Annotated in this window: 13 protein-coding genes; 7 read left to right on the top strand and 6 right to left on the bottom strand. The window is 69.2% G+C overall.

All coding sequences use genetic code 11. The features are described from left to right. Positions 1 to 9 precede the first annotated feature (9 nt). Both BR31_RS0116620 and BR31_RS0116615 read left to right on the top strand, forming a co-directional pair. A complete protein-coding gene (locus tag BR31_RS0116620; protein WP_027501956.1) occupies positions 10 to 1,314 on the top strand; it encodes a sensor histidine kinase in 1,305 nt (434 codons plus the stop codon). Then, positions 1,314 to 1,955 carry a LuxR C-terminal-related transcriptional regulator gene (locus BR31_RS0116615; protein ID WP_037176952.1) on the top strand — a complete coding sequence of 214 codons (642 nt, stop codon included), beginning with the start codon at positions 1,314 to 1,316 and terminating at the stop codon, positions 1,953 to 1,955. The genes BR31_RS0116620 and BR31_RS0116615 overlap by 1 nt, the downstream gene beginning before the upstream one ends. A gap of 50 nt (positions 1,956 to 2,005) precedes the next feature. On the opposite strand, the gene BR31_RS0116610 is transcribed toward BR31_RS0116615, so the two are convergent. Then, positions 2,006 to 2,845, bottom strand: coding sequence for a Cof-type HAD-IIB family hydrolase (locus tag BR31_RS0116610; RefSeq protein WP_037176975.1), 840 nt, complete (start codon positions 2,843 to 2,845; stop codon positions 2,006 to 2,008). Positions 2,846 to 3,080: 235 nt separating this feature from the next. Between BR31_RS0116610 and BR31_RS28985 the strand changes: the two genes are divergently transcribed. Next, positions 3,081 to 3,998: a hypothetical protein gene (locus BR31_RS28985; protein WP_051637497.1), complete on the top strand. Its 918-nt coding sequence runs from the start codon at positions 3,081 to 3,083 to the stop codon at positions 3,996 to 3,998. Positions 3,999 to 4,062: 64 nt separating this feature from the next. Here the strand turns inward: BR31_RS28985 and BR31_RS0116600 are convergent, their stop codons facing one another. The 3 genes from BR31_RS0116600 to BR31_RS28980 all read right to left on the bottom strand — a co-directional run bounded on the left by BR31_RS0116600 (position 4,063) and on the right by BR31_RS28980 (position 6,734). Further along, positions 4,063 to 4,641, bottom strand: a complete 579-nt coding sequence (locus tag BR31_RS0116600) for a SanA/YdcF family protein (protein WP_442970218.1) — start codon at positions 4,639 to 4,641, stop codon at positions 4,063 to 4,065. Between the two features lie 65 nt (positions 4,642 to 4,706). After that, positions 4,707 to 5,450, bottom strand: a complete 744-nt coding sequence (locus BR31_RS0116595) for a lysophospholipid acyltransferase family protein (RefSeq protein ID WP_027501952.1) — start codon at positions 5,448 to 5,450, stop codon at positions 4,707 to 4,709. Between the two features lie 99 nt (positions 5,451 to 5,549). Beyond that, positions 5,550 to 6,734: an LCP family protein gene (locus BR31_RS28980; protein ID WP_231496520.1), complete on the bottom strand. Its 1,185-nt coding sequence runs from the start codon at positions 6,732 to 6,734 to the stop codon at positions 5,550 to 5,552. A gap of 256 nt (positions 6,735 to 6,990) precedes the next feature. On the opposite strand from BR31_RS28980, the gene BR31_RS0116585 reads away from it, so the two are divergent. Beyond that, positions 6,991 to 8,538, top strand: coding sequence for an MBL fold metallo-hydrolase (locus tag BR31_RS0116585; RefSeq protein ID WP_027501951.1), 1,548 nt, complete (start codon positions 6,991 to 6,993; stop codon positions 8,536 to 8,538). Between the two features lie 32 nt (positions 8,539 to 8,570). Here the strand turns inward: BR31_RS0116585 and BR31_RS28975 are convergent, their stop codons facing one another. Continuing rightward, a complete protein-coding gene (locus tag BR31_RS28975) occupies positions 8,571 to 9,779 on the bottom strand; it encodes an alpha/beta hydrolase family protein (protein ID WP_197023636.1) in 1,209 nt (402 codons plus the stop codon). Between the two features lie 251 nt (positions 9,780 to 10,030). On the opposite strand from BR31_RS28975, the gene BR31_RS0116575 reads away from it, so the two are divergent. From BR31_RS0116575 to BR31_RS0116565, 3 genes are all read left to right on the top strand, one after another. Continuing rightward, positions 10,031 to 10,456 (top strand): hypothetical protein, encoded by a 426-nt coding sequence (locus BR31_RS0116575; RefSeq protein ID WP_156042518.1) that lies wholly within the window; start codon positions 10,031 to 10,033, stop codon positions 10,454 to 10,456. A gap of 94 nt (positions 10,457 to 10,550) precedes the next feature. Then, positions 10,551 to 11,144 (top strand): hypothetical protein, encoded by a 594-nt coding sequence (locus BR31_RS28970; RefSeq protein WP_051637494.1) that lies wholly within the window; start codon positions 10,551 to 10,553, stop codon positions 11,142 to 11,144. 54 nt (positions 11,145 to 11,198) lie between these two features. Further along, positions 11,199 to 11,600 carry a VOC family protein gene (locus tag BR31_RS0116565; protein WP_027501949.1) on the top strand — a complete coding sequence of 134 codons (402 nt, stop codon included), beginning with the start codon at positions 11,199 to 11,201 and terminating at the stop codon, positions 11,598 to 11,600. Between the two features lie 13 nt (positions 11,601 to 11,613). On the opposite strand, the gene BR31_RS0116560 is transcribed toward BR31_RS0116565, so the two are convergent. Beyond that, a complete protein-coding gene (locus BR31_RS0116560; protein WP_231496519.1) occupies positions 11,614 to 13,026 on the bottom strand; it encodes an MFS transporter in 1,413 nt (470 codons plus the stop codon). Positions 13,027 to 13,071 lie beyond the last annotated feature (45 nt).

Raw genomic sequence — 13,071 nt, 5'->3', positions numbered from 1 at the left:
ATGGTTCCCATGACGACGACCACGCCCCGCGACCCGGCGCTCCTCGAGTTCCTCCGCGCCCCGATCGCCGCGCAGACCTGGCGGGAGACCGGATACCTGGCGGTGACCGCCGTGCTGGCACTCGCGGGCATCACGTTTCTCTTCCTCGGCACCGTGTTCGGGGGCGTCCTCGTGATCACCCTGATCGGCATCCCCCTGCTGGCCGCGATGATCGTGGGGGCCAGGGGATTCGGCCACGCCTATCGCTCCCTCTCCGCGTGGATGCTCCGGTCGCCGGTGGAGGATCCGCCTCCGTTCTCCCCTCGACCGGGCGTGCTCGGGTTCATCTGGTCCGGGCTCATCGACCGAACGGGATGGCGCGCGATCGCGTTCATGCTGATCAAGACCCTGCTCGCGGCCGCGGCCGTGTGGGGCGCGCTGCTGTTCGCGGTCGTCTCAGTCGGCCTTACGATCTCGCCGCTGCTGTGGTGGCTGATCGACCCCGTGAACTACGACTCGAACGGCGTCGCCCGGCATTCGCTTCTCCAGTTCGGCGACGTGTACCTCGACACCTGGGCGCAGATGCTGCTGCTGTCGGCGACCGGCATCGTCGGTCTGTTCCTGGCGCCGTGGCCGATCCGCGGCCTCGCCGCGCTGGACCGGGTGCTGATCCGAGCCCTGCTCGGGCCTTCACCTCGCGATGCCCGCGTGGAGGAACTCGAACGCACCCGCACCGAGGCGGTCGAGGACTCGGCCACGAGGTTGCGCCGGGTGGAACGCGACCTGCACGACGGCACCCAGGCCCGACTGGTCGCGATGGCGATGACCCTCGGCCGCGCGGAGGACCGCATCGCCGCGGGCGAGGACCCCTCCGACCTGGTGCACAGCGCGCACACCGCGGCGAAGGACGCCCTGACCGAGCTACGGGAGGTGGTGCGCGGCATCCATCCGCCCGCCCTCGACCTCGGCCTTGCGCCGGCGCTGCAGACGCTGGCCGCCCGCAGCGCCGTGCCTGTCGACCTGGCGGTGTCGGTGGATCCGCGGCCGACTCCGGGCACCGAGACCATCGCCTACTTCTCCGTTGCCGAACTGCTCACCAACGTCGCGAGGCATTCCGGGGCGACCCGGGCCTGGGTGTCCGCAACGTCCGACCGTGATGGACTGTCGGTGTCGGTGCGGGACAACGGCATCGGCGGGGCGGTGATCGGTGCAGGCAGCGGGCTCGCCGGGCTGGCTGCCAGGGCCGGTACCGTGGACGGATCACTGCACGTGGACAGCCCGGCCGGGGGCCCGACCGTGGTGACCCTTTCGTTGCCGGTCGACGGGACACACTGATGCGGATCGTGATCGCCGAGGACAACGCCATCCTCCGGGATGGACTGGCGCAGTTGCTGATCGAACGTGGCCACGAGGTCGTCGCCATCGTCGGTGACGCGCCATCGCTGGGGCAGGCCGTCGCCGAACACCTGCCGGATGTCGCGGTGGTCGACATCCGGATGCCGCCGACTTTCACCGATGAGGGCCTGGTCGAGGCGGTGGCCCTGCGCCGCAGGTTCCCCGATGTCGGGGTGCTGGTGTTCTCGCAATGGGTCGAGACACGTTATGCCGCCGAGCTTCTCGCCGGAAGGGCCGTCGGCGTCGGCTACCTGCTCAAGGACCGGGTCGCCGACGTCGGCGAGTTCGTGGATGCGCTGCAGCGGGTGGCGGCGGGCGGAACCGCGCTCGACCCGGAGGTGGTGACCCAGCTGATCGGCTCGAGTCGCAAGGCCAAGGCCCTCGATGCCCTCACCCCACGCGAGCGCGAGGTACTCGGGCTGATGGCGCAGGGGTTGTCCAACGCCGCCCTTGCCGCCTCGTTGCAGGTGACCGAGCGGGCCGTGGAAAAACACATCGGCAACATCTTCACCAAGCTGGACCTGCCGCCGTCGGACGGCCACCACCGGCGGGTACTCGCCGTGTTGCGCTACCTCGAGTGAGGTCGCCGGAGCGCCGGCACCACCCGCACGCCTCGCTCAGCAGCCTGCCGCTAGCCCCACCAGCGCTCGAGGACGCGCGCCACGCCGTCCGCCGAGTTCGAGGTCGTCACCTCGTCGGCCGCCGTGATCGCGTCGAGGTGCGCGTTCTCCATGGCAACCCCGTGCCGGGCCAGGGTGAGCATCGGCACGTCGTTGGGCATGTCGCCGAACGCCACGATGCCGGACACCGGGATGCCCAGCTGCTCGGCGACCACCGTGAGCCCGGACGCCTTGGTGATCCCGGGGGCTGAGACCTCGATCAGGCCGTTGTCGGTCGAATAGGTCAGGTCCGCACGGTCGCCGATCAGCGGGGCGAGGGCGGCGGCCATCGCGGCGCTGCGGGTGCCGGGCAGCCGGATCAGCAGCTTCACCGCGGGATGGGCCAGCACCTCGTCCCCGGACATCTCGGTGTTGTCCGGGTTCAGCCAGGCGTGCTCGTAACCCGGCGAGCTGACGAACTGTGGGGTGGCCGCGTCGTGCGCGCTGGCCCCGACGCGCTCCGCGGCGAGGCCGCAGCCGGGCAGGGCCCCCATCGCCAGATCGGCCAGCCAGCCCAGCTCGTCGGTGGACAGCGTGACGGCACTGAGCACCCTGTCCGCGTCGCTGTCGTAGACCACCGCACCGTTCGCACAGACGGCGAGCGGCGCGAACCCGAGCTCGTCGACCACCGGCGCGATCCACCGCGGCGGGCGCCCGGTGGACAGCACGAAGGGCGTCCCGTCGGCCACCGCCGCCTGGACGACGGCCCTGGTCCGGGGGCTGACCTTCTCGTCGTCGTCGATCAGGGTGCCGTCGACGTCGCTCGCGATCAGCAGGGGTTTGGTGTGTCGGTTGTCCTGCACCGAACCCATCATGCCGGAACCACCGACCGCACTGACCGCGGCGGTCACGCGGACGAGACCGGGTCGATCAGGTGCAACGCGTTCCATCGAAAGCGGCTCCACGGCGCCGAGACCCCTCACCACGCTGGGCCGATTGCGGTTTCAACGATTCGGTACCTACGCGAACAAGTTCTCCTCTATGGTCCAGGTCACAGAATCTCTTTACTTCTGTGCAACTAACTATTGACCCAGTAAGGAGCATTACATGTCCTTCACGCACGTTCGCCGGGGTGCGGTCCCCGTGGTCGCTGCCGCGGCAATGGCTGCAGGCAGCCTGCTGATGGCGTCCCCCGCGTCCGCCGCGCCCACCTCGATCGAGTTCAAGGGTGCCTGCCAGGCGAGGGCGATCCTCACCCAGCACATGTCGCAGCCGCTGGGCATGACGATCGAAGCCCCGGCCGCCGTGAAGGTCGGCGAGCAGTTCAGCTACCGCCTGCAGCCGACGGTGAGCTCCCTGCCCGACAAGGAGTCCATCGCCACCACCACCGACATCCAGCGCCTCAAGATCGACTGGGAGCTCCCGGCGAACACCGAGTTCGTCGGCGCCACGGTCGTTGCGGGCACCGGCAAGGGCCTGACCGGCGTCGCGCCCTCGGTCATCCGCGTCAACGACGCGGGCGAGCCCGATGCGGCTGGCACGATCCTGCGGCTGTCCGGCGACAACGAGACCGTCGGCAACGGCCCGAAGTCCAGCCTGAACACCCCGGGCGGCATCGCGGTGGAGAAGACGAAGACCGACATGGACGGCAATCCGACCGCCGACGGTTCCACCAAGTTCCAGCTGCCAGCCGTCGAGGTCACCGTCAAGGCCGTCGCCGAGGGCGTGGTCACCCCGACGGTGCGTGTCTCGGGCGACGCCGCGAACTACAACAGCGAGAAGAACTACGACACCTTCCTCGCGCGGGCGTTCGCGCTCGGCTCGAACCAGAACGCTCCGACCTTCTGCACCCCGAAGGACGGCACCCGGCCCGCCAACGACGTGCCGGTGAACGCGGGCGGCCAGGCCCTCGCGACCATCACGGTCGGCGCGGGCGGGCCCGTCGACCCGGGCGGCCCTGACCCGGTTGACCCGGGCGCCGGCTCCGTCGACCTCGGCTCGATCGGGTCCATCTTCGGGTCCTGACCTGACAACGGAGGCCGGCTCCCCCTCGGGGAGCCGGCCTCTCGTCGTCTGGGCCCCGGCGCGGTCAGCCGGCCAGTGCCCGCTCGAGCGAGTCGTCGGGATCCGAGACGACCTTCGGGTCCCGGCTGCTGAGCATGTCCGCGACCGCCTTCGGGCTGGCCAGCCACTCGCGGACGGTGTTCCTGGCCACGGTGATGAAGCGGCAGTCGCAGTCGCCCTTGACGCCGTCGGCATCGATACCGGCATCCCGGCACAGCGCCACCGCCCTGGCGACGTGATTCCCCTGGCTGACGATGAGGGCCTTGCGCACGCCGAAGGTCGTCGCGGCGCGGGCACAGGTGTCGTAGGTGTCCAGGCCGTATCCGTCGCCGACGATCAGCGTCCGATCGATGCCCTTGGCGACCAGGTAGTCGGTCATCGCGGCGATCTCGTCCCCGGATGTGCCGTTCGCGTCGCCGGAGACCAGCACCGCGCGGGCCTTGCCCTCGCGCACCATCTGCGCGCCGACGTCGAGGCGACCGGCGAGGAAGGACATCGGCTTCCCATCCTTGACCTTGGCGCCGAGCACGATCACCACCGGGGCCTCAGGGGCGTCCTCCGGGTCGTACACGTGCCCGGCCGATGCAACCGCCACCCACGCCATCGAGCCCAGCAGCAGCACCGCGGGAACGGCGACGACCGCACCCGCGACGCGCAGTAGCCGACGCCTCATCGCTGCGCCCGACGTGCCGCCTTCGCCTCGGCCTCTTCGGCATCCATCCGGTTGGCCTCCTCGAGCGTGGGGGCGCCGCCGCCGAGGCGCGCGGGGACCCAGTAGGCGCCCGCCGGGTGCTCGTAGCCCTGTTGCAGCTCGTGCAGCATCGACTCCATCGTCGCGTGCAGTTTCGCGGTCAGCTCACTGGCCGGTTCGAACGGCTGGATCGGCTCGCCGACCGCGATGGAGATCGGAGTGTTGGTGCGCCCCAACCGCTTCGGGTGCCCCTTGGTCCAGACCCGCTGAGCGCCCCAGATCACGATCGGGATGATCGGCACTCCGGCCTCGATGGCCATCCGCGCGGCGCCGGACTTGAACTCCTTGAGCTCGAAGCTACGACTGATCGTCGCCTCCGGGTACACGCCGACCAGTTCCCCGCCGCGCAGGTCGTCGACGGCCGCCCGGTAGGATTCGGCGCCCGCGGCGCGGTCGACCGGGATGTGCCGGAGCGCACGCATGATCGGTCCGGAGATCTTGTTGTCGAAGACCTCCTTCTTCGCCATGAACCGGATGTAGCGCTTCACGGTGCGCACGGGCAAACCGGCGTAGGTGAAGTCCATGTACCCGGTGTGGTTGACGGCGATGACCGCCCCACCCGTGGCCGGGATGTGCTCGTCACCCTTGACGGTGAACTTCAATCCCTCGGCGGCGAACACCACGCGGGCGACGCCGATGATCGTTCTGTAGACGGGTTCCACGTCGGCCAGCGTAGCCCGACCGCCGTGATCCGGCCCACCACGACGAGAGCGGGGCGAACTCCCCACACCCGGTCGGTCAGTCGACACACCCGGGTCGGGTCAGTCGACACAGGGGATGCCGTCGTCCGCCCGCACGGCCCCGCCCTGCGGGCCCGAGGAGGGCACGTCGCCCGCGAAGGCGCGCACGCCCGCGTCCGGCGCCGCGCCCCGCGCGGGCTCGTCACGGTCGGGCAGACTCGGCGCCTGCCTGCCGCCCTGCACGACCGCGGACCGGCCGCTTCCGAACAGCGCCGCGATCTCCGCCCGCAGCCGGTCCGGGTCGACCCGGTTCACGGACTGCCCGTCGATCGTGGCGTATTCCTCGATCGGCAGCGTGAAGAAGTCCAGGTTGCCGGAGGTCAGATTGTCGGCCTGCGAGGCGAAGGACACCGGGTCCATCCCGGAATCGATGACGATGTCCTTCTTGACCACGTCGACCAGCGCCTGCATCTTGCCGATATTGCCGATCACGCCGCTGCTCTTGAGGTTGGCGATCACCCCGGCGATGAACGCCTGCTGGCGGTGCGTGCGGTCCAGATCCCCGTTGTCGAGACCGTGCCGCTGGCGCACGAACGCCAGCGCCTGCGCCGGGTCGAGGGACTGCACACCGGCCTTGAAGTGAGCCCCGGAGAAGTCGTCCTGCACGGCATTGTTCAGGCAAACCTTGACGGGACCGACCGCCTGCGCCAGGTGGTAGAAGCCGAGCATGTTCACCTCGGCGAAGTGGTCGATGGGCACCTGCAGCAGGTTCTGCACCGTCGCGAGCGTCGAGCGGCGACCCGCGTCACGCGCCTGCCGTTCCCGCTCGGCATCGTCGACACCCGCCTCGGCGAGCCGGCTGTCCTCGTCGGCCTTGGCGAGGCCGTAGGCCTCCTTGATCTTGCGCATCCCGTACCCGGGGACGCTCACGTAGTCATCGCGCGGGATCGCCGCCGCGGTCGCCCGGCTGCCGTCGCCGGGGACGTGGAGCAGGATCAGGGTGTTCGTGTTGTAGCCGCCGACGCCGCTGTCCCCCGCGTGCAGCTCGTCGGTGACGAACTGCGCGGGCAGGTCGCTGCCGTCCATCGCCTTGCGGCTGTCCAGCCCGATCAACAGGATGTTCGCGTCGCCGTGCCGGGATTTCGGGCCGTCCCCCGCGAGCGCGTCGAGCGCGTCCGAGACCTGCAGCCCCGAGGTCAGATGGGATTGCGCCGCCCAACCGAGGCCGACGCCACCGAGCACCATCGCGGACAGCGAGGCCGACAACAGCCGGGCCCGCCCGCCACGTCGTTGTTGCCGTGCACGGTGTCGCCCGGACGGTCGATCCGCCGCGCGGGGGTGACGGACCGGGTGGCGAGAACTGTTCCGGGCATTCACCGCATCCACCGTACGGACGCGCCGCACGCGATCGCCGACGGAAGGACCTTGGTCCCTTTCTGGAGTGGCCGACGCCACGCGAGGTGCCGCGCGGCCTCTCGGCCGCCTACCCTGGAGCCGTCGTAAACCCCCAGGAGGACTACCAGTGCAGGTCACCAGCGTCGGACACGCCGGATTCCACATCCAGACCAAGGCCGGATCGATCCTGTGCGACCCCTGGGTGAACCCCGCCTACTTCGCATCGTGGTTCCCGTTCCCGGACAACACCGGTCTCGACTGGGATGCCCTCGGCAACTGCGACTACCTCTACGTCTCGCACCTGCACAAGGACCACTTCGACCCGGAGACGCTCAGCAAGCACGTCAACAAGGACGCGACGGTGCTGCTGCCGGATTACCCGGTGCCGGACCTCAAGCGCGAGCTGGAGAAGCTGGGCTTCACCAAGTTCTTCGAGACCCAGGACTCGGTCAAGCACACCGTGACCGGCCCCAAGGGTGACCTGGACGTCATGATCATCGCGCTGCGCGCCCCCGCGGACGGCCCGATCGGCGACTCCGGCCTTGTCATCGCCGACGGCGAGACCACCTGCTTCAACATGAACGACGCGCGCCCGGTCGACATGGACGTGCTGCACGAGCAGTTCGGCAAGATCGACATCCACCTGCTGCAGTACTCGGGCGCGATCTGGTACCCGATGGTCTACGACATCCCGACGCGCACCAAGGCCAACTTCGGCAAGCAGAAGCGCCAGCGCGGCATGGACCGCTGCCGCAGCTACATCGAGCAGGTCGGGGCCACCTGGGTGGTGCCCTCTGCCGGTCCTCCGGTGTTCCTGGACGAGGAGCTGCGCTACCTCAACGACGATTGCGGCGACGAGGGCAACATCTTCCCGGACCAGATCGTGTTCCTGGAGCAGATGCGCATCCACGGCAACGACGGTGGCCTGCTGATGATCCCGGGCTCGACGGTGGACATCCACGGGTCTGAGGCCGCCCTGACGCATCCGATCCCGGACGCCGAGGTCGACAAGATCTTCAGCGACAAGGCCGCCTACATCGAGGACATGGCCCAGCGGATGGCTCCGGTCCTCGCGGCGGAGAAGGCGTCGTGGGCGCCGGCCGAGGGCGAGCCGCTCCTCGGACCGCTGCGGGCGAAGTTCGAGCCGATCATGGCCCAGTCCGATCTGATCTGCGACGGCATCGGCTACCCGGTCGGCCTGGTGATGGGCGAGGAGACGGTCGTCCTCGACTTCCCGAACCGCACGGTGCGCGAGCCGATCGAGGGCGAGGGCAAGTACCGGTACGGCTTCCGCATCGCACCCGAGCTGGTGCGCACGGTCCTGCGCGACGACGAGCCCGACTGGGTGAACACCATCTTCCTGTCCACCCGGTTCCAGGCGTGGCGGGTCGGCGGCTACAACGAGTTCCTCTACACCTTCTTCAAGTGCCTGACGGACGAGCGGATCGCATACGCCGACGGCTGGTTCTCCGAGGCGCACGACGACTCCGCGTCGATCGAGGTGGGCGGCTACGAGATCCAGCGGCGTTGCCCGCACCTCAAGGCGGACCTGTCCAAGTTCGGCGTCGTCGAGGGCACCAACCTCACCTGCAACCTGCACGGCTGGCAGTGGGACCTCGAGACCGGGCGCTGCAAGACGTCGAAGGGCCACGAGCTGCGGTCCTCGAAGCTGTAGGCCCGAACTGGAATACCAGCTTTCGCGGCGAGTCAGCGAAGCACGACGATCTCAGGATCCGTTGGCGGCTGGTCGAGCACCGTGCCCGGCCGGTTCCGCAGGAACTTGTCGAACATGGCCGCGACATACGTGTGGACGAGGGCCGTCGAGCGCTGGGCCGACATGGGCCCGATGTAGCGCGCGGCGGCCGGCTGTACCGCCGCAGGCACCAGCACGGGCATGTCGGTGAAGTCGTAATGCGCTGAATCCCGCATCGTCACTTCACGCTTCCAGCCCGCGGCGTGCTGCCAGAACGCATCCAGCGACGGCTTGGCGTCCCCGACCTCTTCGATCTGCTGGCTCGTCATGACCAGAACTGGACGGTCCACCCCCTCGGTGACGGCGCGTCCGAACTGCTCGTCGACACCGATCTGACCGTCGAGATCGACTGCGGCGTCGATGCGGCGGTCACCGTGCATCGCCTCGACCGCGGTGTACCCGCCGGATGAGTGGCCGACCATCCCGACGTGATCCAGGTCGATCGCGCGATCGAGACCGGCTGGCAGCTCACGGTGGTCGGCGTCTGGGTTCGCTCCGCCTGCCAACTGGGTCAGTGAGTCGAGGACGAACCGCGTGTCGAGCAGCCTGACGGCCATGAACTTCTGCCGGATGTCCTTGCCGATGCCCCCATCGACGGGCGCGGCCGAGGCGACCCTCCCGCCGGGGAATTCCACGGCGGGGGCCTCGTAGGTGTGGTCGATGGTGACCACCACATAGCCTCGACTGGCCAGATCCTCGGCCTGGCCGGTCCCGAGCAGGCGCGAGACCCCGCCGCCGGGTGAGTACAGAATCACGGGATGCGCGGAGTCGGTCAGTGCCGGCGTTTCCGTATACGAATTGGTCAGCAGGCCTGGAAATTCGACTCCCAGACGCTTTTCCAGGCCCGGAACAAACTCGGTGGACGCGTAGTGCGCGCGCGGGTGCGTGCCGACGTCGGCCGCCGGATAGAACACCGACACCATCAACTCACGCGGCCGGTCGGGTTGGAACGGATCCTGCCGCGACTCATCGACGAGATGCAGCACGGTCGTTCCCACCGGGGATTGACCGGACGGCGGCGGAAGGACGGTCACGCCAACGGGTGCCGCGCCGGAGGCGTCCGCATTCCCGAGCACCAACGTGCAGGCGCACGCGGCCGCAATTGCAATCCGACTGATCAACTTGCCCCCCACAGGCGTACGCGCATCCACAACCGTCGACATCGACCCCCGCCGCACCGACCGTAACAGGCAAGACCTCTTCCCGCGCGAGAGTCCGTCCCGAGGCGAACCCGGTCCGGATCGCCCGTCGCGGGCGCTCGCAGGCATGAGATCGACGTCGTGCCTACCGGGATCGCCCCGCCGCCGGGAATTACAACGGCCGCCCCGTCGTTACATAGAGACACGGTTTATTCGAGGCGCGCCATGTCCACGGCCACCACTTCCGGTGGGCGAGCGGGCGATCGCACAGACCGATGGCACCGCCAGGTCGCGAGCATGACGAACGCCTGCCGGAAGGCGGGGCGACGACAATCGGCATTGTCGCCGGGAAAACGCTGTGCCCACATCGCGTCGACCCCTCCTTCCCTCGCAGGAAGGACGAGGCAGTGAAACTCGCGATCACCTGGATGTTCGGATTCCTTGCCGCAGGCGCGGTGCTCTTCGGTGGCTACGGTGACGATCGGGCTGGAACGACGGTGGCCGCACAGGACCCGGTCCCGTGCCCCGAGATCCAGAACAGCAGCTCGCCCTTCGACGATCGGGACATGGATGACGACGACACGTGGCAACAGGACCGGGAGCGAGACCGGATCGAACGCAACCAGGACCTCCAGGATCGGCGGGATCAAGTGGTGCCGAATCCCTGCGAGCCCCCCGGGATCTTCCAGAGCGCCGCCTGAGACGGAGAACAGCCAACAACCTGAGCCACCGGACGGTTCACACCCAACGGATTACGGGCATCGGGTTCGGCCTTCCTGCTGACATAGTGAGCGGGTGCCGAACCTTGACTTCTACGCCGTCGACGAGGACTGGTCCGCGGTCGTCCAGACGGTCTTCGACCTGGAACTGTTTCGCGTCTTCGAGTCCGATTCGGAGCCCGGTGCCGAGCTACGGGAGTTCACGGCCGCCGCCGACGTCCCCGACAGCCGACGGGGTCGGTCGCTGGCACTGTTCGTCGCGGGGTCGGGGCCGGAACCCTTGGCCAGTCGGATCGACCTTCTTCCTGACGCCGGTGGCGGGGCCACCTTCCGATACACCTGCGAAGGCTGGGGATTGATACAGCTCCGGTACGGCGGACCGTGGGCCGAGGAGCTGCGCTGGAGCCACACCAATCACAACAGCGCCAAGCGTGCCGCCGCGTGGGCCGGAACGTTGCCCGAACTGGGCGACCCCGCCGCCTGGGACTGGGCGGCGGTCACGAGGGCCTCGAGCAGGCTCAACCGGGCCATCCGGCGGATGGCGGTCGACAAGGTCGGCTCGCACCCGGTGCTGCCACACGCCGGTGAATTCATCGCGCACAGCGGACTTCGGCACGAATACGGCACCGGCATCCACGCAACACCGGTCCATGGCATGAGCGCCCGGTAGCGGACGATCCTCCGTGTTGACGGCTATGGTGAGGCCGACGCGGAGGGGGCGGCGATGATCGGACACCTGGGCATCAACGTGCCGGACCTGGGCCGGGCGGTCGCGTACTACGACCAGATCCTGCCGTTGCTGGGGTTCGAGACGTTCTTCGGCGACGTCACCCAGCACTCCTACCGTCCGGCCGACGGCAAGCGCGGCACCTACCTGTTCCTGTACCCGGCGGCGGACCCGGCGTCCGGGTACTCGCGGGAGCGCGCCGGGCTGCAGCACTTGGCGTTCGTGGTCCCCACCCGCACCCGGGTTCGCGAGGTCGCCGATGCCGTGGCCGCGCTCGGTAGCGAGATCGTGCACGCACCACGCGAATTCCCCGAGTACCCGCCGCCGTACTTCGCCACCTTCTGGACCGATCCGCACGGATTCCTCCTCGAGGCCGTGTGCCACCACGACCGGGACTGACCCCTCCCCCGGGTCACCGTCTGCGCAGCCCGAACGCGGTCACTGCGGCGGCCACCGCGATCGCGATCACCGGAACCGTGAGGGCCGCACGGTAACTGTCGAGTAGGCCCGCCTCCGAGTGGTCGCCACCGAGCGTGGTGACCTGCACCGCGGTGACCATCGCGAGCCCGAGCGCCGACCCGAGCTGCCAGGAGGTGTAGAGCAACGCACCGGCCAGGCCCTGCTCGTCCTCGACGATCCCGTCCGTGCCCGCGATCGTCAGCGGCCCGTACACCAGCGCGAACGCGACACCGATGAGGATCAGCGCGGGCAGCATCGCCGCGTAGGCCGCGTCGGCGCCGATCCCCAGGAACGACGCGTACGCCACCCCGGCCACCAACAGCCCGGCGAAGATCACCCGGACGTTCCCGAACCGGTTCACCAGCCGCGGCGTCAGTGTCGGCGCGAGCACCGCGTCGCCGGCCACCGCGAGCATGGCCAGGCCGGTCGCCAGCGCCGACCACCCCCGCAGTTCCTGCAGATAGAGGACCAGGATGAACTGGAATCCGACGAACGAGCCCGCGAACAGCAGCGCGGCGATGTTCGCCCGGACCAGCGGACCCGAGCGCAGGATGCCGAGACGGACCAGCGGCGCGGGCACCCGGCGCTCGACCGTGACGAACAGCGCCAACAGCGCGACACCGCCCGCCAGCACGGCGACGGTGGGCCCGAGCGCGACGTCGGGTGCCCGGACCACCCCGTAGACCAGCAGCAGCATCGCCCCGGTGACACTGAACGCACCGAGCAGGTCGAAGTCCCGGATCGACCGCGAGCCCGGCCGCGCCTGCACCGGGATCAGCCGGATGCCGGCGAGCAGGATCAGCGCGGCCAGGATCACGGGAGCGAAAAAGACCCAGCGCCAGGAGAACTCGGCGAGCACCCCACCCACGACGAGGCCGAGCGAGAAGCCGGCCGCGCCCGTTCCCGCGTAGACCAGCAGCGCCTGGTTGCGCTTGCGCCCCTCGGCGATCGAGGTGGTGATGATCGACAGTCCGGCGGGTGCCATGAAACCGGCGGCGACGCCCGTCACGAAGCGCGCCGCGATCAGGACCCAGCCCTCCGAGGCCAGCCCGCCGAGACCGGAGAAGGCGATGAACACCGCGAGCCAGATCAGGAACATCCGGCGCCTGCCGAGCAGGTCCGCGGCCCTGCCCCCGAGCAGCATGAAGCCGCCGTAGCCGAGCACGTAAGCGCTGATCACCCACTGCAGTTCGGCGGTGGACATGGCCAGGTCGGCGCGGATCGAGGGCAGCGCAACACCGAACATCGACACGTCGACGCCCTCGAGGAAGATGGCGCCGCACAGCACGAGGAGCATGGCCCACTCGCGGCCGCTGAAGCGGTCGCGTTCTCGTTCGAGCAGTGTTGCCCGCGGGGATTCCAGCACTGAACGCTCCTTCGATCGGCCGTCGGAAACCGCGACCTTGGTTCC

This window comes from Rhodococcus sp. UNC363MFTsu5.1, from assembly GCF_000686785.1.
Lineage (GTDB): Bacteria > Actinomycetota > Actinomycetes > Mycobacteriales > Mycobacteriaceae > Rhodococcus_G > Rhodococcus_G maanshanensis.
This window is presented reverse-complemented; position numbering and strand designations above follow the sequence as displayed.